The organism is Endozoicomonas montiporae CL-33, from assembly GCF_001583435.1.
Lineage (GTDB): Bacteria > Pseudomonadota > Gammaproteobacteria > Pseudomonadales > Endozoicomonadaceae > Endozoicomonas_A > Endozoicomonas_A montiporae.
Genome location: NZ_CP013251.1, coordinates 4,686,401 through 4,711,314, shown reverse-complemented (window position 1 = coordinate 4,711,314; position 24,914 = coordinate 4,686,401). Strand labels below are relative to the sequence as shown.

20 protein-coding genes are annotated in these 24,914 nt (G+C 48.7%); 10 read left to right on the top strand and 10 right to left on the bottom strand.

The window, feature by feature from the left end:
- Nucleotides 1-135: 135 nt before the first annotated feature.
- On the top strand, nt 136-552 hold the full coding sequence (gene rbfA, locus EZMO1_RS21715) for a 30S ribosome-binding factor RbfA (RefSeq protein ID WP_034878331.1): 417 nt from the start codon (nt 136-138) through the stop codon (nt 550-552).
- Between the two features lie 7 nt (nt 553-559).
- Complete coding sequence (gene truB / locus EZMO1_RS21710) at nt 560-1,504, top strand: tRNA pseudouridine(55) synthase TruB (protein ID WP_034878329.1); 945 nt, start codon at nt 560-562, stop codon at nt 1,502-1,504.
- Between the two features lie 252 nt (nt 1,505-1,756).
- On the opposite strand, the gene EZMO1_RS21705 is transcribed toward truB, so the two are convergent.
- Together EZMO1_RS21705 and EZMO1_RS21700 are read right to left on the bottom strand one after the other, a co-directional pair.
- On the bottom strand, nt 1,757-2,728 hold the full coding sequence (locus EZMO1_RS21705) for a TraB/GumN family protein (RefSeq protein WP_034878328.1): 972 nt from the start codon (nt 2,726-2,728) through the stop codon (nt 1,757-1,759).
- A gap of 68 nt (nt 2,729-2,796) precedes the next feature.
- Nucleotides 2,797-3,822, bottom strand: a complete 1,026-nt coding sequence (locus tag EZMO1_RS21700; RefSeq protein WP_034878326.1) for a TRM11 family SAM-dependent methyltransferase — start codon at nt 3,820-3,822, stop codon at nt 2,797-2,799.
- Nucleotides 3,823-4,118: 296 nt separating this feature from the next.
- Between EZMO1_RS21700 and rpsO the strand changes: the two genes are divergently transcribed.
- From rpsO to pnp, 3 genes are all read left to right on the top strand, one after another.
- The gene (gene rpsO, locus EZMO1_RS21695; RefSeq protein ID WP_034878324.1) at nt 4,119-4,388 is read left to right on the top strand and encodes a 30S ribosomal protein S15; all 270 of its coding nucleotides are present in this window, start codon (nt 4,119-4,121) and stop codon (nt 4,386-4,388) included.
- Between the two features lie 31 nt (nt 4,389-4,419).
- Nucleotides 4,420-4,593 (top strand): hypothetical protein, encoded by a 174-nt coding sequence (locus tag EZMO1_RS27075; protein WP_160174107.1) that lies wholly within the window; start codon nt 4,420-4,422, stop codon nt 4,591-4,593.
- 158 nt (nt 4,594-4,751) lie between these two features.
- Nucleotides 4,752-6,854: a polyribonucleotide nucleotidyltransferase gene (gene pnp / locus EZMO1_RS21690; protein ID WP_034878820.1), complete on the top strand. Its 2,103-nt coding sequence runs from the start codon at nt 4,752-4,754 to the stop codon at nt 6,852-6,854.
- A 135-nt stretch (nt 6,855-6,989) separates the two neighbouring features.
- On the opposite strand, the gene EZMO1_RS21685 is transcribed toward pnp, so the two are convergent.
- The 7 genes from EZMO1_RS21685 to rpsU all read right to left on the bottom strand — a co-directional run bounded on the left by EZMO1_RS21685 (nt 6,990) and on the right by rpsU (nt 16,465).
- Entirely contained in the window at nt 6,990-7,271 is a 282-nt protein-coding gene (locus tag EZMO1_RS21685; protein ID WP_034878321.1) for a hypothetical protein, read from the bottom strand.
- 327 nt (nt 7,272-7,598) lie between these two features.
- On the bottom strand, nt 7,599-9,020 hold the full coding sequence (pykF, locus tag EZMO1_RS21680) for a pyruvate kinase PykF (RefSeq protein WP_034878319.1): 1,422 nt from the start codon (nt 9,018-9,020) through the stop codon (nt 7,599-7,601).
- A 589-nt stretch (nt 9,021-9,609) separates the two neighbouring features.
- Nucleotides 9,610-11,091, bottom strand: a complete 1,482-nt coding sequence (gene putP / locus EZMO1_RS21675) for a sodium/proline symporter PutP (RefSeq protein WP_034878318.1) — start codon at nt 11,089-11,091, stop codon at nt 9,610-9,612.
- A gap of 203 nt (nt 11,092-11,294) precedes the next feature.
- Nucleotides 11,295-13,127, bottom strand: coding sequence for an RNA polymerase sigma factor RpoD (rpoD, locus tag EZMO1_RS21670; RefSeq protein WP_034878316.1), 1,833 nt, complete (start codon nt 13,125-13,127; stop codon nt 11,295-11,297).
- Between the two features lie 318 nt (nt 13,128-13,445).
- Nucleotides 13,446-15,518, bottom strand: a complete 2,073-nt coding sequence (dnaG, locus tag EZMO1_RS21665) for a DNA primase (RefSeq protein ID WP_034878314.1) — start codon at nt 15,516-15,518, stop codon at nt 13,446-13,448.
- A gap of 135 nt (nt 15,519-15,653) precedes the next feature.
- Nucleotides 15,654-16,103, bottom strand: a complete 450-nt coding sequence (locus EZMO1_RS21660) for a GatB/YqeY domain-containing protein (protein WP_034878313.1) — start codon at nt 16,101-16,103, stop codon at nt 15,654-15,656.
- 146 nt (nt 16,104-16,249) lie between these two features.
- Nucleotides 16,250-16,465 (bottom strand): 30S ribosomal protein S21, encoded by a 216-nt coding sequence (gene rpsU, locus EZMO1_RS21655; protein ID WP_034839300.1) that lies wholly within the window; start codon nt 16,463-16,465, stop codon nt 16,250-16,252.
- Between the two features lie 466 nt (nt 16,466-16,931).
- Here rpsU and tsaD point away from each other — a divergent pair, with 466 nt between their 5' ends.
- The 4 genes from tsaD to EZMO1_RS21635 all read left to right on the top strand — a co-directional run bounded on the left by tsaD (nt 16,932) and on the right by EZMO1_RS21635 (nt 19,467).
- Entirely contained in the window at nt 16,932-17,960 is a 1,029-nt protein-coding gene (tsaD, locus tag EZMO1_RS21650) for a tRNA (adenosine(37)-N6)-threonylcarbamoyltransferase complex transferase subunit TsaD (protein ID WP_034878311.1), read from the top strand.
- Nucleotides 17,961-18,181: 221 nt separating this feature from the next.
- On the top strand, nt 18,182-18,613 hold the full coding sequence (locus tag EZMO1_RS21645) for a bacteriohemerythrin (RefSeq protein ID WP_034878309.1): 432 nt from the start codon (nt 18,182-18,184) through the stop codon (nt 18,611-18,613).
- A 30-nt stretch (nt 18,614-18,643) separates the two neighbouring features.
- Nucleotides 18,644-19,027, top strand: coding sequence for a dihydroneopterin aldolase (gene folB, locus EZMO1_RS21640; RefSeq protein WP_034878308.1), 384 nt, complete (start codon nt 18,644-18,646; stop codon nt 19,025-19,027).
- The gene (locus EZMO1_RS21635) at nt 19,024-19,467 is read left to right on the top strand and encodes a 2-amino-4-hydroxy-6-hydroxymethyldihydropteridine diphosphokinase (protein WP_034878307.1); all 444 of its coding nucleotides are present in this window, start codon (nt 19,024-19,026) and stop codon (nt 19,465-19,467) included. The genes folB and EZMO1_RS21635 overlap by 4 nt, the downstream gene beginning before the upstream one ends.
- 266 nt (nt 19,468-19,733) lie before the next feature.
- On the opposite strand, the gene EZMO1_RS21630 is transcribed toward EZMO1_RS21635, so the two are convergent.
- Nucleotides 19,734-23,510 (bottom strand): RING finger domain-containing protein, encoded by a 3,777-nt coding sequence (locus EZMO1_RS21630; RefSeq protein WP_034878305.1) that lies wholly within the window; start codon nt 23,508-23,510, stop codon nt 19,734-19,736.
- Between the two features lie 267 nt (nt 23,511-23,777).
- Between EZMO1_RS21630 and EZMO1_RS28335 the strand changes: the two genes are divergently transcribed.
- A protein-coding gene (locus tag EZMO1_RS28335; RefSeq protein ID WP_420809906.1) for an IS1 family transposase occupies nt 23,778-24,535 on the top strand; the annotation gives its coding sequence in 2 pieces (ribosomal slippage) (nt 23,778-24,045 and nt 24,045-24,535; 759 coding nt in all).
- Nucleotides 24,536-24,914 lie beyond the last annotated feature (379 nt).

Sequence of the window (24,914 nt, the reverse complement as noted above, 5' to 3'; positions counted from 1 at the left end):
ATCAGGACTTTTGTAAACGACACAGGTCTCTGATCGATTTCATACCAGTTAAGCTTTTTAAACCCGTAATGAGCAGTTATATAAGCAGCGCAACAGGGATTTAGAAAGTGCAATTGGTATCAGACGGAATGATGTATGGCAAAAGAATACAGTCGAACCCAGCGGGTCGCTGACCAGATTCAACGAGAACTGGCGCAGCTGATTCAGCAGGAAATGAAAGACCCGCGATTGGGTATGGTAACCGTCAGTGCTGTGGACGTGACACGTGATCTGGCCTTTGCTGACGTGTTTGTGTCTTTTCTGGGCGTGGATGACCAGGAACAGATTGATGAATCTCTGGAAGTGTTGAAGCGAGCTTCAGGGTTTTTGCGCAGCCAGCTGGCGCGCACCATTAAACTGCGTTTTACTCCGCAGTTGCGTTTCCGCTATGACGCCAGTATGCGTCGTGGTGCTTTCCTGAGTGACCTGATCGAAAAGGCGCGTTCTCAGGACAGTGATTATGAAGGTCCGCTCAATAGTGATGTAGCGGATCGTGGTGAGTCCGAGGAGTAAGATCGAAATGTCCAGACGCAGACGTAGCCGTGGCCGCCCGGTCGATGGCATTGTTGTCGTAAACAAGGAAAAAGGCGCCAGCTCTAACGACGTACTGCAACGTGTTAAGCGCCTTTACGGAGCCGCCAAAGCGGGTCATACCGGTAGTCTTGATCCTCTGGCGACTGGCGTATTGCCAATCTGCCTGGGTGAAGCGACCAAGTTCTCCCAGTTCCTGCTGGATTCCGACAAGTCTTATCGCACCGTGGTTAAGTTGGGTGCCCGCACCGAAACCGGTGATCTGGAAGGCGAGATTGTTGAAGAGCGTCCGGTAACTGTTACTCAATCGGATGTGGAAGCGATTCTGGAACAGTTTCGTGGTGAAATTGATCAGGTGCCGAGCATGTTCTCTGCCCTGAAACACAATGGCGAGCCTCTGTACAAGCTGGCGCGTCAGGGTATTGTGGTGGATCGCCCAAGTCGTCGTATCACCATTCACCGCCTCGATATGCTGGCGTTTAATGGCGACAGCATCACGCTGGAAGTGGACTGCAGCAAGGGTACTTACATTCGCACACTGGCGGAAGATATTGGTGAGGCTCTGGGTTGTCTGGCGCATGTCATTGAACTGCACCGCGTAGCGGCTGGTCCTTACACTGAAGAGAGTATGCATACTCTGGAAGCACTGGAAGCGGTGCGTGATGGTGGTGGTCATTCAGCTCTGGACGAATTGCTGTTGCCGCTGGATACTTCTGTCAGCGACTGGCCGCAGGTGCGTCTGGGGCAAACCAGTAGCTTCTATATAACCCAGGGGCAGCCGGTTCAGGTGCCTCAGGCACCCACAAGCGGCGGTGTTCGTTTATATGGGCAGGAAATATCCGAGTCTGGCGAAGAGAGTTTCCGCTTTCTTGGTGTTGGGCAGATTGACGACGACGGGCTGGTAGCTCCGAAGCGTTTAATTGGTACAAAGTAGTGCCTGTCAGGAAAAAATGATTCATGCGTGACCAGGAGGCTGTCCGAGAATAGTCTGCCCTACTGCGGTCGTAGTAAATTGGTCTAAAAATCCGCTTTTGTTCGTCAAATAGCTCGCTATTCTCCTCTCAAAACCGAATTTTTATCCTCAATTTTCTACGATCCTCGCAGTAGGTCAGTGGTAAGTCCGACAGGCTCCTAGAGATATTAGCTCTGGTCATGCCTTTTTGACGCTGAATTTGACGCTGAATTTTTAGTGCTCAATGGGCTTTAATATATATCCTTTGTCTGTAAGCAAATTGATTAAATTATTTTTTTCTCTAAGGTGTCGTAGCCCTACAGCAAATAGTGTTTTGCCTTTTTTCAACTGCTTGATAATTGAGGGGAGCCAGCAGTAATTTCGGTAGGCTATGTAGAGTTTATTATCGGCTTCGCTTTCGCCAATTACGGCCCAGTCATCTTGATTTGATAGTAAAGTTAATGACTTGTAAAGGTTGAATACGTTGCACTGGTTAGCATTTAGATAACAGTCAGCCATAAGTGACAAATCATGCCTTAACTCATTCTCTGTGCTTTCTTCTTCAGGATTAAAATTAAATTTATTCTCATGTAGCCAGTTAGCAACTTTTATTCTCTTAAAGTGTATGTCGAGATTGTTTGTCAGTTCAGATGCTTCGAATGTTTCAAGATAGATGAGATTCTTGTCTTTTTTTATTGCTTGAAGACGAATAATCTCGTCAATGATCTTCAGATTGGAGGGGCTTGTTGCGTTACTTTGAAAGTTGATACTTCTTTGTAGTGAGCCGTGCATCAAGCAGTGACTATATCGAGCTTCTTCAGATAGTGGGCCATAAGTGGAAGCTAATTGTTGCTGTATGATTTTGAGTTCAACAGGCGTGAGAAAAGAGCCAAGCCCTAATGAACAGTTAAATTTATATGGCCTGGGAGCTTCTTCTGGCAGCGAATCAGATGCTATATGAGGGCTTTCAAATGCAACGGAGTCCACTTCGGCAATAATTTTTTTTAGGTTGGGGTAGCTATTAAAAAGCTGGCTGGATTCAACAGGAATGTGGACTGTGCCGAATAGGTAGCCTTTTAAGACTGCGTCTTGATCGTATATTGCCCATAATTTTTGCTCAATAACCTCATCATGGGCAAAAGCAAATGATATCTTAATGGTGATTAGTATTATTAAGAAAATTTTCTTTTTTACTTTATTAAACATGCGCTGCTGACCTCTGTTTTTTAGTAGAAATAGATTTGACAGCGCATAGAGTTTTTAGTTCGAAGTCTTCAACGGGTGGCGACAATAAGGTTGCGATTAATCGACTGATCAACCCGATGCAAATAATTTGTGTAAGGGACTGCCTCAAGTACTTTGAATCCGGCTTCTGTTAATGCTTCAGCAGCGTCTTTCCACTTCAAAGTGAATTCATTGAAGGAGATCACCAGGGCGCCCTTGGGTTTCATGGCCTGCTTCCATGCCGGTGCAGCTTCTTTTAACAGCTCTACAGGGCTGCGATCCAGTTTGGGGTCTTTGGCATTTTTGCTGCCGTGTTGAACACCATAAGGAAGGTCGGATACCAGAATGTCGCAGGAGTTCTTTTTCACCAGAAACTGGGTTTTTCGGGTATCGGCAGGAAATACTTTCAGTGTCTGGATTTTGCCATTGCTGAAGTCTTCTTTGCTGGCAGCGGTTTCCAGAGTAAAGCCGTCGGACAGGCGCTTGCCGTTGTGAGTGCGTCGTTCTTTGGCCTTTGTGTGCTTATAGCGGCCTTTCTTCAGATAGTTAATCAGGTAAGCCTGAATTTCCCGGGTCCATTTGTCATTGATTTCTACGCCAACCACGCTGAAACCGCGAACCATGCCTTCAAACAGCGTTGTACCTTTGCCGCACATAGGGTCAAGCAGGGTAATCTGATCGCTGCCGGTTTTGCAGGCACTCAGGGCCAGATTCACCATCATGCGGGTGAACTGTTCATTGGTTTTGCCGGTGTACTTGAGAATCTGGTTCAGGCTTTCCGGAAAGGTTTGAAAAGGCTCGACCGTCAGCGGCTTGAGCAAGCCCTGTTCAAGAACTCCAAAAATGGCGTAGTAGATAGAAGAAGCCGACAGGGCTTTCAGTGCCTTGCTGCCCAGTGGTTCTTCTGTGCTGAAGCAGATGCAGGCAGGCAGGTTAAGGTCGCGTTCGCCAACGTCGTTGATTTCTATATCTTTTGCCTGGGTAATCGCACGAATTTCGTTGCTGGCGATTGTCAGTGCAGTATCAAAATAGATGCGATTGTGGCCGGGGTTGGCAAGGATGGCGTAATGATGCATAAGAAATTCAGGGTATTGAAACCGGCAGCACGCTACCAATATTTGATGCCAGCTGCAACTGCTTTGGGGATAAAGTCAGATTGGATGACAGACCGTGCCTGTTCAGAGTGAAGGGGTGTCGGCATGCCCTGATTTGGATAATTACCAGCCTTAGTGTTAGAATGCGCGCTTGATTTTGCCAGTGCTGCCATACTACTGCCTGCAAGGGTATAGAGGCGCGCTGGCTACAAGGTCGGCTGTAAATATGCACGGTCGTACCCGCTTTATGTTTAAGCATATTCTATGGAGACTTTATCATGGCTTTGACTGTTGAAAAGAAAGCTGAAATCATCAAGGAATTCGGTCGCTCTGAAGGTGACAGCGGTTGTCCTGAAGTTCAGGTAGCCCTGCTGACTGCTAACATCGAAGGTTTGCAGTCTCACTTCAAAGCTAACCACAAGGATCACCATTCCCGTCGTGGCCTGATCCGCATGGTAAACCAGCGTCGCAGCATGCTGGACTACCTGAAGCGTAAGGACGTTGAGCGCTACCGCAGCCTGATCGAACGTCTGGGTCTGCGTCGCTAATAGCCTTCGGGATTAGCTCTGGTGGTTTCTGTTGAAATCGCCAGCAGAACAGGAAGTGTTGTTCCAGCCCTTGCTGGGCAAGGCTTCCACAGTCAGAGCACCGCTAGCTTCCATTGTGAGGTTGGCGGTGTTTTGCGTTGAGCAGGTACTGGATTTTGTGTATCTGTATGAAAAAGAGCTGTTGAGGCTCTCTATCCAGCCCTGACCTTATTTTGCTGTCAAATCGGGGTGCAATTCCAAGTCTCTCTGGGTTTTTTTAACCAGATAGCACTTTACTGGGTGGCTTTGGGCCAGAAGGTTTTGAATTGCATCCGTGTCTCGTGACAGCCACAGATGGTCGGGGTTTTACTAAAGGAAAACATTGTGACTCCGGTAACCAAAACTTTTACATTCGGTGACCAGACTATCACTCTGGAAACAGGCCGCATTGCCCGTCAGGCATCTGGTGCGGTTCTGGCGACTATGGGTGAAACGTCTGTTCTGGCCACTGTTGTGGGCGCTAAAGAGGCCAAGCCCGGACAGGACTTCTTCCCTCTGTCCGTGCACTATCAGGAAAAGACCTATGCTGCGGGTAAAATTCCTGGCGGTTTCCTGAAGCGTGAAAGCCGTCCTAGTGAAAAAGAAACCCTGACCTCCCGCCTGATCGACCGTCCTATTCGTCCGCTGTTCCCTAAAGGCTTCATGAATGAAGTTCAGGTGGTTCTGACCGTTGTATCTGTGGATAAGAAAAACGATCCGGACATTCTGGCGATGGTGGCTTGCTCTGCAGCGCTGGCTATTTCCGGTATTCCTTTCCAGGGACCCATTGGTGGTGCCCGCGTTGGTTTCAACGAAGAGAAAGGTTACATCCTGAACCCAAGTTACGCTGAGCTGGAAACCTCCGAGCTGGACATGGTGGTTGCAGGTACCAAAGACGCTGTACTGATGGTTGAGTCTGAAGCCGAAGAGCTGACTGAAGACGAAATGCTGGGCGCGGTGTTGTTTGCTCATGAAGAATACCAATCTGTCATCAGTGCTGTAGAAGCCTTTGCTGCTGAAGCGGGCAAGCCTGTTTGGGATTGGGCTGCTGAAGCTGAAAATGTTGAACTGAAAGAAAAAATGTCTGCGTTTGAAGGCAAGATGCGCGAAGCGTATCAGATCACCATCAAGCAGGATCGCTATGCAGCTGTTGGCACCCTGAAGCAGGAAGTGTTAGAAGCTCTGGTCGGTGAAGAAGAAGGTCAGTTCGAAGCGGGTGATGTTGAGAAAGCCTTCTCCAAGCTGGAGAAAAACGTTGTTCGCGGCAACATCATCAATGGACAGCCACGTATTGATGGTCGTGATACCAAGACTGTTCGCCCAATCAACGTAGAAATCGGTGTTCTGCCTAAGACTCACGGTTCTGCTTTGTTCACCCGTGGTGAAACTCAGGCGCTGGTTACAACCACTCTGGGTACTGCCCGTGACGCGCAGATTATCGACAGTCTGGAAGGCGAAACCAAAGATCCGTTCATGCTGCACTACAACTTCCCTGCTTACTCTGTTGGTGAGTGTGGTCGTATGGGTGCACCGGGTCGTCGTGAAATTGGTCACGGTCGTCTGGCTCGTCGTGGTGTTCAGGCTATGCTGCCGACTCAGGACGAATTCCCGTACACTGTTCGTGTCGTATCCGAAATCACTGAATCCAACGGTTCCAGCTCCATGGCTTCCGTCTGTGGTTCTTCCCTGGCTCTGATGGACGCGGGTGTGCCTCTGAAGGCGCCAGTCGCTGGTATCGCTATGGGTCTGGTTAAGGAAGGCGAACAATTTGCCGTTCTGACTGACATTCTGGGTGATGAAGACCATCTGGGTGACATGGACTTTAAAGTAGCCGGTACTTCTGAAGGTATCACTGCCCTGCAGATGGATATCAAGATTGCCGGTATCACCGAAGAGATCATGGAAATCGCGCTGGATCAGGCATGCGATGCGCGCCTGCACATTCTGGATGAGATGAACAAAGTCATCAGCGAAAGCCGTTCCGAGCTGAACGAAAACGCACCGATGACTATGTCCCTGAAGATCGATACGGACAAGATTCGCGATGTTATCGGTAAAGGCGGTGCGACTATCCGTTCTATCTGTGAAGACACCGGTGCTTCTGTTGATATCGACGACAGTGGTATGGTGAAGATCTTTGCAGACGACAAGGAAAAGGCTCAGGCTGCTTACGATCGCGTTTACGGCATCACTGCTGATGCAGAAGTTGGTCAGATCTATACTGGTGAAGTGACCCGTATCGTAGACTTTGGTGCGTTTGTTAGCGTGCTGCCGGGTCGTGATGGTCTGGTGCACATTTCCCAGATTGCTGACGAGCGTGTTGAGAAAGTGTCTGACTATCTGCAGATGGGTCAGCAGGTTGAAGTGGTTGTACTGGATATCGATTCCCGTGGCCGCATCAAGCTGAGTATCAAGGAAGTGGCTCGCGCTAAAGAGCAGCAGTCCTGATCCTCGCTGATCGTTAACCATAAAAAAACAGGAGCTCAGGCTCCTGTTTTTTTATGTGGATAGTTCCTATGGGTAACTATGACTTTTCTTTTGCAGATAGGTCCAAGCCATAGATTTGCTAGGGTACGTCTCAGTTTATCGTTCGATACGCGGCTCCGGCTTTTTGGTCAGGTCAACAGTAAAGGTTTCAATGCCAATGTTTTTCAGTTCGTTGGTTACCGCTTCCAGAGTGGAATAATGCTTGGGCATTCGACGGTCACGCTGAGAGCGAACGGTGTACGGGGTATGAGTCTGTTCTGAATCCAGCAGGTGCAGGCAGAAACCTTTTTGAGTCGGATAGTGCTCTACTTTTGCACCACCTCTGATCTCGCCCAGGCTGAATCTGAGCTTGGCTTCTTTCAGTTCAATTAATTTCATACCAACAACACTCCATGAATAACCTGTGTCAAAAACTAAACGACGTTGACATGGCTTTAATATGCCAGTATTGACGCATCAAAAAGCCGACTTCGATCAATAAAGTGAGTACTAATGATAATTTTTTGTGAAAAATGTACGAGTTTAGCTCTGAAATAGTAAGTTGCCCGTGATTGAGAGCTTGATATTTGCACTAACCTGTTTGCGTAGTAATAAAAGGCGGGTGTATTTTGATCAGTTTGGGGAGTGGAAGAATAAAGAGAAAAGGAGAAGGGAAGAGTCCCGTATTGTTGCAATACGGGACGGTGTCACACGTAAACGACAGTATTAGTCGATGATGTGAACAGAAGAGGTGTTGGTGGTGCCGGAAGGAACCAGAGCGCCGGATACCATAACAACCGTATCGCCCGCTTTAGCCAGACCCATTTCAACAGCCATATCCTTACCCAGCTTATAGAACTGATCAGAGCTGTCCAGTCCTTCAACAATCGTGGTGGTAACACCTTTGGTCAGGCACAGCTGCTGTGCAGTCTTCTGGGAGCTGGTCACTGCCAGAATTGGAGCATCCGGGAAGAACTTGCGAACGGAGCGAGCAGATTTACCTTTCTTGGTCGCAACGATAATCAGCTTGGCTTCCAGAGTTTCGGACGTTTTAACGGCACCACGGCAAACGGCCTGTGTGATGCTGCGACGTTCTTCGATTTCCAGATCGTAGCCTTCAACCTTGGACTCGATGGTGCCATCAGTGCTTTCACAGATGGTGGACATCACGCTAACGGATTCAGCCGGGTATTTACCCTTGGCACTTTCACCAGACAGCATAACAGCGTCGGTGCCGTCCAGAATCGCGTTTGCCACGTCACCGGCTTCTGCACGGGTAGGACGTGGGTTTTTGATCATGGAGTCCAGCATCTGGGTGGCAGTGATAACCGGCTTACGCGCTTTGTTACACTTGCCGATCATCATCTTCTGGGCAAAGATCACCTGATCAACCGGAATTTCTACACCCAGGTCGCCACGGGCTACCATGATGCCGTCAGAAACAGACAGGATGTCGTCGAAGTTGTCTACGCCTTCCTGGTTTTCGATCTTGGAGATGATGTGGATGTTTTCGCCGCCGTTGGAGTCCAGCAGTTCACGGATTTCCTGAACGTCGGAAGCCTTCCGGATGAAGGAAGCAGCGACAAAGTCAACGCCCTGCTCGCAACCGAATACCAGGTCGGCCTTGTCTTTTTCAGACAGTGCTGGCAGTTGAACGCTGACGCCTGGCAGGTTAACACCTTTGTTCTCACCCAGTTCGCCGCTGTTTTTAACGTCGCACAGGATTTCGGTGCCTTTAACTTCCTTAACGGTCATTTCGATCAGACCGTCGTCCAGCAGAACGGTGTTGTCCGGCTTCAGGTCTTCACACAGACCTTTGTAGGTCACAGCTACTTTGGTGTTGTCGCCGATAACGCTGGCGTCGGTGGTCAGAGTGAATTCCTGACCGGCGGTCAGCATCACGTCATTACCGCCCTGCAGCTTTACAGTGCGGATTTCAGGACCTTTGGTGTCCAGCAGGATGGCAACTTTTTTACCTGTTTCCGCGCTCACCTGACGAATAGTGTTGATGCGGTCACCGTGCTCTTCAAAGTTGCCGTGAGAGAAGTTAAGTCTCATCACATTCATGCCACAGTCAACCAGCTTGGTCAGCATTTCCCTGGATTCAGACTTTGGTCCGATAGTACAAACTATCTTGGTCTTTCTCACTGCATTTATCTCCGTTTGAGGGAAGCTGGGTAGCTACAGAGTATTGTATGAACAGGTTGTGCGAACAAAACCCTGTACAAACAAGGTGTTATGCAAATCTGTAGCTAAAACCCGGATAAAAAGGGCCCGAGAACGGTTTTGGAAGTTTCACGCACTTGTCGAAATCGAAATGATTAGCTGACCGGCGCATAAACCTTCGGAAACGTACTCAGGTTAATTCTTTGGAGCGCGAATATTACAGCAAACAAGATGAAATTCCTTTGAATTTTAACCCATACGCTATTGATGTGGATCAATATTTTCGGTGCTATTTAACTAAGTAGTTATCAATAGTAAGTTATTGTAAGAAAAGATGATATTGAATGGTTTTTGTTAGAAATAGTCGTTATTAAAATTGCGTTTTATTAATCGTATGTCCGGATATTTACTTCATTAATTAACTTAAATAAAAGTCATATGTCGTATAAAAGGCTGATTTTATTTATCGAAACGGGATAAATTTCTACGCAGTGGCTTTACTTTGAATCGAACGATCAGCTGAAACGGAAGGGCTTTTCCCCGAGGGGCAGGGAAAAGCCGTCAGACCTTATCAGGCAGATTGAGCTTCATTGAACTCGGTAGTGATGTCTTCAGAAGGAGGTGCGCTCAACAGGCTGGTGAAGTAGATGCCGACAAAGCCAAACGCCATGCCGGGCACAATCTCATACAGGTCAAACCATCCGCCACTGAGCTGTTTCCAGATAACCACGGTGACTCCGCCAATGATAATACCTGCCAGAGCACCATTACGGTTCATTCGTGACCAGAACAGACTCATGATCAGTACAGGGCCAAAGGCAGCACCAAAGCCTGCCCAGGCATAGGACACCAGATCCAGTACCGAGCTGTCTGGCACCATGGCCAGTGACAGGGCGATCAGTGCAATGATGACTACGGCAAGGCGTCCGACCATCAGAACTTCAGCCGAGCTGGCGTCAGGACGAAGAACCGCTTTATAGAAGTCTTCCGCCAGTGCGGAGGAAGAAACCAGTAGCTGGGAGTCGGCAGTGCTCATAATGGCTGCGAGTATCGCGGCCAGAAGTATGCCAGCGATCATTGGGTGGAACAGGGCGTTGACCAGCACCATAAAGATCGTTTCGCCATCGCCCAGAGTAGTATTGCTATCGTTGAGGAACAGCAGGCCGGTCAGGCCAACCATAATGGCACCCAGCATGGAAATGCCAGACCAGCCGACGGCAATGCGGCGAGCTGTAGGAATATCTGCTGTTGAACGAATACCTGCGAAGCGAGCCAGTATGTGTGGCTGACCAAAATATCCCAACCCCCAGGCTGCCAGAGAGATAATGGCAATGAACCCGAGAGCTGAGCCGTCTGCAGCTGTAAACGGGTTCAGCAGCTCAGGGTTCAGATCCTTAAGCTGACTGGTCATTGATGTGTCGCCTGTTGTCTGAAGGGCGACCACCGGAACCAGTAGCAGTGCTGCGGCCATTAATAAGCCCTGAATCAGGTCCGTCCAGGAAACCGCAATAAAGCCGCCAAACAGTGTATAGGAGATAATGCAGGCAGTGCCGATAATCACGGCCCAGCGATAGTTCAGGTCAAACACGGTTTCAAACAGTTTTCCGCCTGCAACCAGACCGGAGCTGGTGTAGAACAGAAAGAACAGCAAAATAAAGAAGGCAGAGACAACCTGTAATGAACGAGAGTTGTCACGGAAACGATTTCTGAAAAACTCGGGCAGTGTCAGAGCGTTGCCGGCTATTTGAGAATAGGAACGTAAGCGTCTGGCAACAAACAGCCAGTTTAGCCAGGTGCCCGCAAACAGTCCGCCTGCCAGCCAGAAGGCTTCTACACCGGAAGCAAACGCGTAGCCGGGCAGTCCTAGGAGTAACCAGCCACTCATGTCAGAGGCACCGGCGCTGAGAGCAGCAGGCCATGGGCCAAGGGTTCTGCCACCCAGAAAATAGTCGGAGGAGTCTTTGGTGCGTTTCCATGCCCAGCCGCCAATCAGCAGCATGATGGCCAGATAGACGAAGAACGTCATAATAATCAGGGGGGTGTTACTTGTCATGGTTAACCTCTGTCTGTAATCCATTACAGAGACTTTTTGTTGTTCGGGTTTCCTTTGTGCTTATGATGCCAGACCATCGTCGTTAAATGAATGAGGCTTTTTGACTGATGCAGGAAAAAGGTGCATCAACGATGGCGCATAAAAAAAGCTGCAACACCTTTTCAGGTCTTGCAGCTTTTTGTTAACGCCTTATCTTCCGGAACTTATTCGTCCAGGAAGCTGCGCAGGTGATCGGAGCGGGTAGGATGGCGCAGCTTGCGCAGAGCCTTGGCTTCGATCTGACGGATACGTTCGCGGGTAACGTCGAACTGCTTACCCACTTCTTCCAGAGTGTGGTCGGTGTTCATGTCGATACCGAAACGCATACGCAGGACTTTTGCCTCACGGGCAGTCAGCCCGGAGAGTACCTGGCGGGTAGACTCTTTCAGGCCGGAACCTGTAGCTCGATCGATGGGCGACTGGATGGTCGCATCTTCGATAAAGTCACCCAGGTGGGAATCTTCATCGTCACCAATCGGCGTTTCCATGGAAATAGGCTCTTTGGAAATCTTCAGAACCTTGCGGATCTTGTCTTCCGGCATTTCCATGCGCACGGCCAGTTCTTCCGGCGTTGGTTCGCGACCCATTTCCTGAAGCATCTGACGGGAGATGCGGTTCAGTTTGTTGATGGTCTCGATCATGTGTACCGGAATACGGATCGTACGAGCCTGGTCGGCAATAGAGCGGGTGATCGCCTGGCGAATCCACCAGGTAGCGTACGTGGAGAACTTGTAACCACGACGGTATTCGAACTTGTCTACGGCTTTCATCAGGCCGATGTTACCTTCCTGAATCAGGTCCAGGAATTGCAGGCCACGGTTGGTGTATTTCTTGGCAATAGAAATCACCAGACGCAGGTTGGCCTCAACCATCTCTTTCTTGGCGCGACGGGCGCGGGCTTCACCCAGAGACATCTTGCGGTTGATGTCTTTGATCTGGTTAAGCGTGATGCCGTAATCCTTCTCGATCGAAGCCAGTTTTTTCTGGGCGCGAATGATTTCATCGCGATAGGCTATGATGTTTTCTGAGTAAGCGGCGCTGCCGGCAGTGATCTGCTCAACCCATTCCAGATTGGTTTCGTTACCAGGGAAGGTCTTCAGGAAGATCTTGCGCGGCATTTTGGAACGGCGTACACACAATTGCATGATGGCGCGTTCATTGCTGCGGATGTTTTCCAGCGTGTTGCGAATGCGGAACACCAGCATGTCGAATATACGCGGAACCAGCTTCAGTGGCATGAACGGTTCAGCCAGCTCGGTCAGAGCCTGCTTCGCAGCTTGTGTGCCACGTTCATGCTCGGCCAGAACGTTGATCATCTGCTCATGCTTGACCTGCAATGCTTCAAAGCGTTCGCGGGCTTCTTCCGGGTCCAGACCGCCCGGTTCTTCATCGTCCTCGTCATCTTCGTTTTCATCATCGTCGAAGTCTTCCTGCATTTCTTCAACGCTGGGAATCGGTGCTGCCGGTGGTGGCGTCACGTCGGAATCAGGGTCGATGTAGCCACTGATCAGGTCGGTCAGGCGACCTTCTTCTTCGTTGATGCGATCGTATTCATCAAGAACGATTTGTACGGAACCCGGGAACTGAGACAGAGCCGACATGACTTCGCGCAGACCTTCTTCAATACGCTTGGCGATCTGGATTTCGCCTTCACGGGTGAGAAGTTCTACAGTACCCATTTCACGCATGTACATACGTACCGGGTCGGTGGTTCGACCAGCTTCCTGCTCCACAGCAGCAAGAGCAGCCGCTGCTTCTTCTACGGCCGCTTCGTCAGTTTCGGCTTCTGCCATCAACAGGGTATCGGCGTCCGGCGCTGTTTCGTAGACCGTAATACCCATGTCGTTAATCATGCGGATGATGTCTTCGACCTGATCCGGATCAGAAATGTCTTCCGGCAGATGGTCGTTTACCTCTGCATAAGTCAGGTAGCCCTGTTCCTTACCGCGAGAGATAAGCTCTTTCAGTCGGGATTGTTGTTGCGAATTAGCTGACATATCAACCCTTTAACAGCGAAATAACAGCGAAAAAATGAAGTGCCGGACGAAAAAACGTAAGCAGGCAATTATAGCTCAAAAATCAAGGCAAGTTCCAGCAGAAGCCTGTAGGTGCTCCGTGAACAAGTGCTCAATTTTCGCTGGGCGAGGTACCGGCGTGCTTTCCATTTCCAGATAAGCCATGGTCAAACATGACACAGTTCCCCCATCCCTGGTGTTGTTAGACCGGATTTATCAGATAGTGGTCTATAACTCTATAACGTTGTATCCACTGCACACAGTGAACTTCAAGTATACCCAATAATGGTATGTGTGCAGTTATTTTTTTGATACTTTCGTTTTATCCTGGGACGCGCCAGTGGTGCTAATACCAAGACGTGCTTTATGATTTTTCAGCCACTCTTCGATTTCGCTGCGTTGTCTTTCGTCCAATTGGTTTGGTTTTCTATTCGCCAGCGTGCTTGAAATCTTGTTTGAAGCCTGCTGGTGTTTCAGGTCTGCCACTTTGTCTGAAATGCGTTTGATCGCTTCCCAGAACTCTCCGTCGTCAGGCTCATGCCCAAGTTCCAGAGTGGCAACCTGCTGTAGTCGTTTACCCTTTTCTGTGCCATACCACTGGGCAATTAATGCGCTGGTGGCCAGTTTGGGTTGTTGTTTCAGTGTTTTTAATAGCTCAACGAGTAATTCAGTATCGGCATCGTTGTCCTCTGCCAGTGTATCAACACATTTTACATCGGCCGCGAGCTGTGGATTACACAGTAAATGTCGTATGGCATAGAGTGAACGCCCGACTTTTATCTGTGTTTTCTCTAAAACAGGATTAAAGTTTTTTGCCCTTTTGTCAAAAAAACCTTTTGACTTATGAGGGTTGTATGCACCCTGTTTCATCGATTGTGAATAACTAAACGAATCTGTCGTATAGTTATCATGATGGCTATCTGGGTAATGATCAGGGTAGCCACTGACATGCATATCCGGATAGTGTTCCGTGTAGTGTTCCGTGTAGCTATGCCCTGCATGATTATATGACTCGAACTGACTGTGATGCTTGTCCTGAGTCGTATGATCGGTCGCAGGTTTTGCCTCAGGTTCGCTGCTCATATGAGCTTCCAGTCTGGATGTCTCCAGTCCGGTGAGTCCCGAGAGTTTCTGCAACAGTAACTGCCTGAATATGCCATCTGGCAGTTTGCCCAGATAGGGTTCAGCCAGTTTGGTCAGTCGAGCCCTGCCATCCATGGTTTGTAAATCCAGACCATCTTCCAGTTCTCTGAAGAGAAAGGTGTCCAGACTTAATGCCTGATCCTGAATCCGCTGGAGAAACTGCTCGGAACCTTCCTGTCGAACCATGCTGTCCGGATCTTCGCCCTGAGGGAGAAACAGAAAGCGTGCCTGTCGGCCGTCCTGCATGTTGGGCAGTGTGGATTCCAGTGCGCGCCATGCTGCCCGTCGTCCGGCATCGTCGCCGTCAAAACAGAACACGACTTCGGGAACCGTTTTGAACAGTCGCTGCATGTGTTCCAGCGTTGTGGCGGTGCCCAGGGTGGCGACGGCATTGTTGATGCCCAGTTGCGACAGTGCCACTACATCCATGTACCCTTCCACCACCAGAATGCGCTCCAGAGAACGATTGCTCTTTTTGGCCTCGTAAAGGCCATAAAGTTCCCTGCCTTTATGGAAAATGGGCGACTCGGGTGAATTTAGGTACTTTGGCTTTGCATCGCCCAGAACGCGTCCGCCAAAGGCAATGATGCGTCCCCGGCTGTCGCGAATGGGAAACATGACCCGATCGCGGAAACGGTCGTAGCGGTTTTTGCTTTCTTCGTTTTCAACCAGCATGCCGGTGTTAATCAGCTGCTGTTCTTTCTCGTCACTGGTGGCCAGAAGATTCTGCAGGTTGTCCCAGCCCGGGGGCGCAAAGCCAATACCAAACTGTTTGCAAGTCTGACCATCGAGTCCGCGTTGTTTGAGGTAATTAATGACTCTTGGGGCGTCAGGGGCTGTTTTCAGTTGTTCCTGATAATACTCTGAAGCACGGATCATCAACTCATACAGCTCGGAGTAGTCCGGGCGACGGCTATGTTGGCTGCTCTGTTCTCTGGGGACTTCCATGCCCTGAGTGCCGGCGAGGTTGTCAACAGCCGCCGGAAAGTCGAGATGATCAAAATCCATCACAAAGCCAATGGCGTTGCCGCTGGCACCGCAGCCAAAGCAGTAATAGAACTGTTTGTCAGGGCTGACGGAAAAAGAGGGGGTCTTTTCTTTGTGGAACGGGCAGCAGGCCGAGTAATTGCGACCGGTTTTCTTCAGCTTGACCCGACTGTCAATCACATCGACGATATCGACTCTGGCCAGCAGGTCGTCAATAAATGTCTGTGGAATGCGTCCAGCCATGTAAACCGAGGGTGTACCTGAAATAGTGGTTAAAAACGGATGTCACAGTTGCCAATATACAGGGAACTGTTGCAGCACTGGTGCTCTGTGAAAGACGTCACCAGTGATTGAAGTAGTATCGCAGGGTTGCGGGAGTCAGCCCAGCAGTTTTTTAACCGACTGGCTGATTTGCGCCATATCGGCACGACCCTGAACCTGTGGTTTCACCAGACCCATGACTTTGCCCATATCTTTCATGCCTTCTGCACCGCTTTGGGCAATGGCATCACGGACAATCTGGTCGATGTCTTCAGGGGAGAGTGGTTCAGGCAGAAAGTCCTGAATGACGGTCAGTTCAAACTGTTCCTGTTCAGCGAGATCCGTGCGCCCCGCAGACTTGAACTGGGTAATGGCATCGCGGCGTTGCTTGGCCATTTTGTCCAGAGCTGCAAGGGCACGGGTGTCGTCCAGCGACTTTTCGTCTACTTCAATTCGTTTCAATTCTGCCAGAGCCAAGCGGATAGTGGACAGGCGAGCCTTTTCACGATTGCGCATGGCTTCTTTCATTGCTGAAGTCAGCTGGTCCTTGACTGTGCATTCGCTCATGGTGTTCTCCTGTGTATAAATCCACAAACAGGCATTCAGCCTGTCAGGTGCTCAGATTCTAACTCTCATTGATCGCCATAAAAGCGCCTCTGAAAGCCAGTGCTGAATCGTCTTGTCATTGAAGCGAGTATCAGATCGTTACGATCTTAATACAGACGCTCGCGACGACGCTGTTCGCGCTGCAGTTTTTTAAGATGACGCTTAACGGCAGCAGCAGCTTTGCGCTTACGAACAGAAGTCGGCTTCTCGTAGTGTTCACGACGACGTACTTCAGCCAGTACACCAGCTTTTTCGCAAGAGCGCTTGAAGCGGCGCAGGGCTACGTCAAACGGTTCATTTTCTTTAACTTTAACAGCAGGCATGCAGAGCTCACCTTCCTAAATATTCGTTGATTCAATAGAAGTTTGCAGCCCGGCATGATACAGCAGCAATGGTGCTTCTGAATACAGTTTTATAAAACTGCATGAAGCGAAATCCGGTCCGCAAAAATTCAGTGTCTGATAATCATACCAGTCACTGGATTAGCCGCGTATTTTAAAAGGGTGCGAATTTTATAGCCAATCGCCGGAAAATGCAAAAAAGCGGTCATTTGCTGTATCGGCTGACACTTGGTGGCAGATGCTGGGAAACCACCGTCAGAAGTGCAGAATTAGCCTTTCTGGTCGGTGAAAATGCGATAGCAGGTCTGTAGGTTGTTCAAAATTGCCTGGTTTGGTGGGTATAAATCCTGAAGCAATTCCTCTGTCTTTTGTTCGCTAACAGCCTAAAGACCTGATTGGTGGTAAACTCCCGACCATTTTATAGAATTCATATTTTCAGGAGTTGGCTATGGTTGTTCTCGGAATCGAGACCTCCTGCGATGAAACCGGCATTGCTCTTTACGACAGTGAAAAAGGTCTGTTGGCCGATGCACTGTACAGCCAGATTGAGATGCACACCGAGTACGGCGGTGTTGTACCGGAACTTGCGTCCCGTGATCATATTCAGCGCGTTCTGCCTTTAATCAATGAAGTGCTGAGTCAGGCAGGTATGCAGCGTGACGATATTGAAGCCGTAGCGTATACCCGGGGCCCCGGTTTGATTGGTGCTTTGATGGTGGGGGCTTGTATTGGTCGTTCTCTGGCCTGGGCGTGGGGCGTTCCTTGTGTCGGTGTGCATCATATGGAAGGCCATCTTCTGGCACCGATGCTGGAAGAGAACCCTCCGGAATTTCCGTTTCTGGCATTGTTGGTGTCCGGCGGGCATACCCAGCTGGTGCATGTGGGTGGTATTGGTCAGTACCGGCTGTTGGGTGAATCTGTCGATGATGCGGCGGGCGAAGCGTTTGATAAAGTGGCTGCCATGCTGGATCTGGGTTATCCGGGCGGGCCTAAAGTCTCCAAACTGGCAGAGCAGGGTACGCAGGAGCGTTTCCGTTTCCCCCGTCCGATGTGTGATCGTCCCGGGTTGGACTTCAGCTTTAGTGGCTTGAAAACGTTTACGCTGAACACCGTGGCAAAATGTCGTGAAGAACATGGCGATTTTACCGATCAGGATCGGGCCGATGTTGCCAGAGCGTTTGAAGAAGCAGTGGTAGACACACTCTCCTTTAAATGTCGGCGTGCTTTACGTGAAACCGGCCTGAAGCAGCTGGTGATTGCCGGTGGTGTCAGCGCCAACCGGCGTCTTCGTGAGGGGCTGGAAGCAATGGTGGCGAAAGAGGGAGCAACACTGCGTTATGCCCGCCCGCAGTTCTGTACCGATAACGGTGCCATGATAGCCTATGCCGGTTGTCAGAGATTGTTGGCAGGTCAGCTTGAACCCCTTGAGGTGGCTCCGCAACCGCGCTGGCCGATGGAAGAACTTGATGCGGTGTAAACCCGCTGTCAGTTGCAGATGAACCAGCCCTCGTGGCTGGTTTTATGTGTCTGCAATATCTTGAAATTGTTAGGGTTTTATGTAAATTAGTGGTCGATGGATAAATAAAATCAGGACGATTGCTTAATAACCAGGCAGCTGATTCCTGTCATCGACAGTTGTTGCAAAAGAGTTGTACTCCTAAGTGTCGAAAGAGGCGCTGGAGCACAAGGAGGGGGAGATTGGATAATGCACTGTATATAGTTTGGGATGAAGACGAAGCCACTGGCATACCGGTTATTGATGAGCAATACCGCAGTATGGTGTCGATGATTAATACTCTTTATTACTTCATTGGTCAGGACAGGGGCGACGAGTTTCTTAAACCTGTTATGAAAATGGTTGAGCAATTTGCGCTTTTGCATTTTGCAACACAGGAAGAAATGATGCTTCAGACGGGTTATGAGCAGCTTGATGAACACAGGAAAATGCACCAGACCCTGCTGGAAAATGCCCGTCAAATTTTATACGAACAAGCCACTCCCGAGGGTGCGATTCGGGCTCTGCGATTTTTAAGCCAGTGGTGGCGCAAACACATGAACGGAGAAGATAAAAAGTTTGTAGAACACTGTCGCAAGCACGGTGAATTCATAAATGCATGGAATGCAGTATAATCCTGCTTTTCTGTTTGAAAGGTTCAGGTAATGGATAAGGTTCGTATCGAACAACTGGAAACCGAGGCAATTATTGGTGTTTACGAGTTTGAGCATGAAGCTCCGCAGCCACTGATTATTGACCTCGAACTGGAGTCGGACTTTACCAACGCATTTCGCAGTGATGACCTGAACGATGCCCTTGACTATGAAGTGATCAGCAACAGGGTGCGCGAGTTTACCGAAGCTTCCCGTTATGCCCTGCTTGAAGCACTGGCGGGAGGCATCATTCAGCTGGTGCTGGATAACTTTCCTGTGGAGAAAGTCGGAGCGTTGATTCGCAAACCCAAAGCCCTGAAAGGTGCTTTGGCAACGGTATGGTGCGAACGCACCCGCGAGCAGATGGATGTTCAGAAACTGATGGACCAGTTATGACCCGATATTTTGTTGGTATTGGTTCTAATGAGAAAGCCGTGCAGAACTGCGCGGCCATGATTCGGGCTGTCTGTTCTACTTTTCAGTCTGTCTGTGTCAGTAGTGTGGTTCGTACTCCGGCCTGCGGTGTGGATGCTCCGAACTATCTGAATGCTGTCGTTAGCTTCGAAGCGTCCTTATCACTTTCCGAATTGCATCGCTGGTGTAAAGCGCTGGAAAAACAGTTAGGTCGAACCCGGAACCGGAAAGGCGTCTGTGAAGCCGATCTGGATATTCTGGAGCCGGGTCAGGTCAGCGAAGCGTTTTTCCAACCACTGATTTTACAGGTGCAGGCTTTTCTTGAAGGTACGGTCAGCACTGTTAATCTTGAAACAGTGGCTTTGCAACTGGATGAGCAGATGAGGGTGGGGGATGCCCCCTGTTATTTCTCTCAGAACTAGGAGGCTGTCCGAGAATAGCGCCCGTAGCGAGTATCGTAGAAAATTGAGGATAAAAATTCGGTTTTGAGAGGAGAATAGCGAGCTATTTGACGAACAAAATCGGATTTTTAGACCAATTTACTACTACCGCACGACGGCATGGATGCCGGAGCTAGGGCAACGCAGGAGCAGTTGCCGGTAGGGCAGACTATTCTCGGACAGCCTCCTAGTCAGCCTGGATGGTATTGTTGCCCTGACCTTCGATCATCCTGATTTTGACCTTGATCTTACTGATCCTGACCATGACCTTCCTGTGGTGGGTAAAGAGGCTGCCTGCAAACAGGACAGGTTCTTATCCCGTGTTGAATCATCGCAATGACACATTCTTTATGAACCTTGTGGGAGCAGGGCAGTATCTGGCAACCAGAGAAGGCATCTTCCAGACAGATGCCGCACTCATCGTGCCCTGAGCCGGGCCGACATTTGTGATTGTCCTTTAACCTGTTATCCAGACAGACATTGCAAACATCACAGTGAAAGGATTTACCTTTGTTTATTCGGCAAATGCCGCATTTTTCGCAGTGGTACGGATTTTTATCCGAATCGGTGTAATGTTTGCATGTTTTGCAGAAATAGTTCGCCATTTTTGCGTAGCAAAGTCCGCATTTCTGTGAGTTCTCCGTAATTTCACACTCATAAAAGCAGACAGAGCATCTGTAATTTAATGCATCTAAAGCCTTCCGATCATCGTTTTCACAATAAGGACTGTCATTATGACACCTATGGCAGGCGTAAAACCGTCCACAACAGGAAAAACTTACATGGCATTTCCTGTTATAGTGTTCACACCTCCGTTGCGGTTGGGTTTGAGTTGCAGTCAGCCGAGATGAGTGTGACGGACCATTTTCTCCACCATTGCTTGTTGCATAATCGCTTGTTGCATAAGTGTCGTTTCTTCGCATCTGTTGGTCGTATTCACGTTGCATTCGGTCGTATTCATGCTGCATTCCGATTGCAAATTGTCGGTCTTCGGACTGTTGACGAGCATACTCTTCATTCTCCGTTACGATTGCTAATTGCAGGCCTGTGATTTCTTGATTCAGGCGTTGGTTATGAATATTTACCAGATTCAAGCGTATCCTTAACGTTTCAATCTCTGTAGTCTGGTCACCAGCTATGGCTTGATTCAATGGCAGGCTTATGATCTCTTGCTCCAAGAGATGATTCTCACAATTCACTGAACACAACTTATTCCATAACGCTGTAATTGCAACGTCCTGACCGTCATTTCTGGCTAGCAATCGCAGGTTTGTGATTCCTTGTTCCAAGCTTTGGCTTTCACGTCTCACTGCATCCAATTGACTACTTAAATCACTAATCTGGATATCAGTCCACGCTTGAGTAGAGTTACAAGAGTGTTCATCATAGGAATAGGAGTCGCAAGCAAAAACCGAATGTCTACGTACAAAATCTGGATATAATCCTCTGGGTTTGTCTTGTGCCGCATCCCCGCGAAGGCGGGAACCCACTGTTTGTGGTGGATTCCCACCTTCGCGGGGATGATGGTTCTGTAATCCCCTAACTGCATCCCTAACGGCTTTCCTAATGGCTTCTGGATGGATGGAGCCGGTGGATCTATTTCCATTGTGAGGCACTGCTATTTCAAGGTGTTCATAGTTTGGTGATACAGAGGCTCCTTGGCTATTTTCAGTAACTTCTTTGGAAGTAACCAGTTCTTTGGAAGTAGCAATTCTAAAGGAAGCTTTGATGCTCTGACGGTATTTCTCATCGGTCAGTGCATCTATTTTCTGGTTCAGGCTAGGGCGATTACCAAGCCGTAAGTCGAGGAGATTGGGTATATTTTTCAGAGCTACGAATAACTCGAAAAAATAGTCAGCACGTAATTTTGCATCAATACAATTAAGAATTGTATTAAGCGTTTTTTGAATCTTATCCGTGGTAATATCACTTTCTTTGTTGGAGGAATGACTACTGTGCCATATCTGTTTTATGGTGGGTTGATGCGGATCCACAGTCGTATATCCCGTTGCTCCCCGTTCGATATCAGCATTGCTGGTAACTGGTTCGTCGGGTTTGTCGGTGGACGCTGTTTCTGTCGTTTCCTTGTGTTCGGCAGCCCGCCTTGTAGCTGCGGTATTAGCTTCAGGCCCTTCCTCCAGTGGAAGGTAAAATTGCATCTGGTCTGACAGCTGATTTAAAAATTCTTGTAATTCATCAAAAAAAGACAGTCGCGGTTGAAATTTTGTAGAAGCATCTGCAAAAGTGGTGGTGGGAAGTGTAAATGATGTTGCACTAAACAGAATATTATGGCGTATGGCTAAATTTGATATTTCCTCTAACCTTTCACGAATAGATTCAATTGGGCTTGAATTGTACAGGAGCAATTGAATGAAGTATTCAGCAAAGCAACGTTTTTCAAAGTCTCCTAAAGGCAGCTTCTGACCGGGCTGGTTTATCTTATGGATTATATCCAGAACAATCTCACGCGAAATTGATAGTTTGTGTCTGACAGCTTCGGGCAGCAATTGGTCAGATTGAGTTATCTGTTGGAGTTCGGAAATATCCTGATCACTCGAAACCGCTGGTTGCTTGCTCGTTGCTTCTATCAGCTGCTGGATAAGCCCGTTGCGCAATGAATTCTCGTCGTCAGAGCGTTGCAGGCGCAGTATCGCCTTTACGGGAGTAACATTATTACCATTGCTATCCATGCCTGCAGTGTTCAGTACCTGCAAACGCAAAAGCATGTCTAGGCTGTCCAGTATGTGCCTTAGCTTGGAAACGGCGTTGGGCTCGTCGCTTTCAATGATGGCCACAAGTTGGTTCGCCAGTAGCTGGGTGTCCCGAGTCTTCGTATTTTGTTGACTTGCCTGTTCGTTGTCGTTGTCCTTTCCATCATTTCCGTCCCCGCTGCCATCATTTCCGTCCCCGCTGCCCCTTCCCGGTGGTTCGCCCTCCTGACCTTCAGGTTCACCTCTTTCCTCTGTTTGATTGCAGACATTTCCGCCCTTTGATCCATTATCTGGTGTATCTGCTGCGCTACCGGATGGTTCTCCCTTCCCATTGGCGGCCTTTCGGCCACTACCATGATTTGTCTTCAGAATCGTGCGCTCAAGAGATAGTTTTAAACAGGCAGGTTGTCGCTGAAGGTTTTCGCCAGTCAGACAAGAGTTGGTGGCATGCCGAAGGATAATATCCCAGAAATTAACATCGGTCAGTTGTTCAGTGTTGATGAAGCCAGACCAGCCAAAGGGTATGGTGACTTCGCTGGAAGATCCGTCAGCATTAACGCGTGTAATTCTGAGAAGTGCCGGAGAAGGCTGTTCCTCAAACAAGACAGAATCCTTGCTTATGGACATCAGCCATTTGGTGACAGGTTTCAGGATAATCAGGTCTATTTCGAATAATCCCGAGGGCCGTCCCCCACCACCTCCCCGGGGTGGTGGGGGAGGCGAGTAGAAGGAACCCCCACCCTCGCCACCGGACAAGCCGGAGGTACCAGCGGGTTTGCCTCCTGTGAATGCCAGTGTGTTATTTCGGGTTTGTCCGGCTTCCAGCCCGTGGTTAGTCACATTGTCGGGGTAGACCAGGAAGGTTATTGGTGGAGCACGGGGTTCATTGTCTCTGGCATAGGGTGAGAAAACAGGATCCGGCCTCACTTCCGTCATGGATTTCAAGTGAACCAGTGTACTATTTTCAACGACATGTTGAGTGGCTGGTGTTTGTTCACCTTTCACGATCACTAGCTGATAGCAATAGTTGCTCAGGTCGTTCGACACCAATATTGCGATACTCTCCGAATCCGCTGGCACCACGGGTGCCTTAAAGCAAAGAATGCTGCTTCTGTCATTGAAATCTTTCGGGAGCAGCAGACTCACTTGCCACAGACTCACATCCCGAGAGTCTGTATCAACATTGATTTCAATCCGAACCTTGTACCCATCGGTATGATGCCGGTCAATGATGGTTGAGGAATAGCAGAGCTGCACAGCCACCATAGCTAGCAGGAAAAGGGTAAGTGCTATGAATGAGCTGTAAAGATGCATTGAAATCTCTCTACGCAACCTGGTCAATAATACTGGCTACGTGTTCTTTCTTTGCTATGACAGCAGGCAGCAGTAAAGTTCGTGTCGAGCATATCCCGTGTGGACGATGGGAATATTAAGTGCTCGGGTTCACTCATTAGCGCACAATGAATATAGATCGAATTGAATATTGAGCAAGAAATATTTTGGGTAGTGGCACAGTTCTGTGATTCTAGCCCTGTCTGCTAAAATACGACATTCGGCAACTTTGAAAAATGCGGTTTAAAAATGTGCCTTACGCAAGTCCTCTGTACAACATGTGGCAGTAACCAAGTTCGGCCTTTCGGATACAGCACTCATGATGTTCCACGATACTATTGCTGTAATGACAAATGTGAAATCAAAACCTTCATGCTTGAATATCGCTACAAGGCCTGTGAGCCTGGCGTTAAAGAAAAAATCATCGATATGGCAATAAATGGCAGCGGAATCAGGGATACAAGTAAAGTACTCGGAATAAGCAAGACAACAGTAATAAAGACTCTAAAAAAAAAGAAAGCGGTCTGGTAAAGGTCAACCCAAATATTCAAACTATTGATCTCAAGTCAGATGCAATTATTCATGTAGGGCTTGTCTGCCAAGAGGCTGAGCTAGATGAGCAGTGGTCGTATGTTCATGATAAATCGAACCAACGCTGGCTTTGGTATGCTGTTGATCACGCTACAAATACCGTGCTTGCTTATGTTTTCGGAAAACGGAAAGATGAAGTTTTTAAAGAACTCAAAACACTTCTGAAGCCATTTGGTATTAATAAATTTTACACCGATGATTGGGGAGCCTATGAGCGACACCTTGATGAAAACATGCATATTATTGGTAAAGCAAACACTCAGAAGATAGAGCGTAAAAACCTTAATTTTCGGACTTGGATTAAACGGTTGGCCAGAAAGACAATTTGTTTTTCAAAGCTCGAAAAGATGCACGATATTGTTATTGGATTATTGATTAATAAAGTTGAGTTTGGGGTCAATATTCACGCGATATAACAGTTCTGGCCCACTACCATATTTTGACCAGAGTCAAGGCAAATACGCCTGAAGTGATTGTGAAGGCAAACACCAAAATCTCAACAGGCAACCACCCACCCCTTCCCCCCACCCCTTCCCCCCACCCCTTCCCCCCACCTCCACCCCCTCACCTTATCTTCAAAGGCGATGGGTATATTTCCATTGGTACGACCGTTGATATGCACAAGCGCATTCATGTCTGTGATGACACACTGAATTGTCAGGGTAATAATACCAATTCCCCTTTCTAAACATGAATTGCACAGCCATTCTGAATCACGGGAGCTGCGTTGGAACTCCTCGCAATAGCTCGCTATTACTCGTCATTCCGCCTTGTCCCGCGACCCAGAATGGCTTG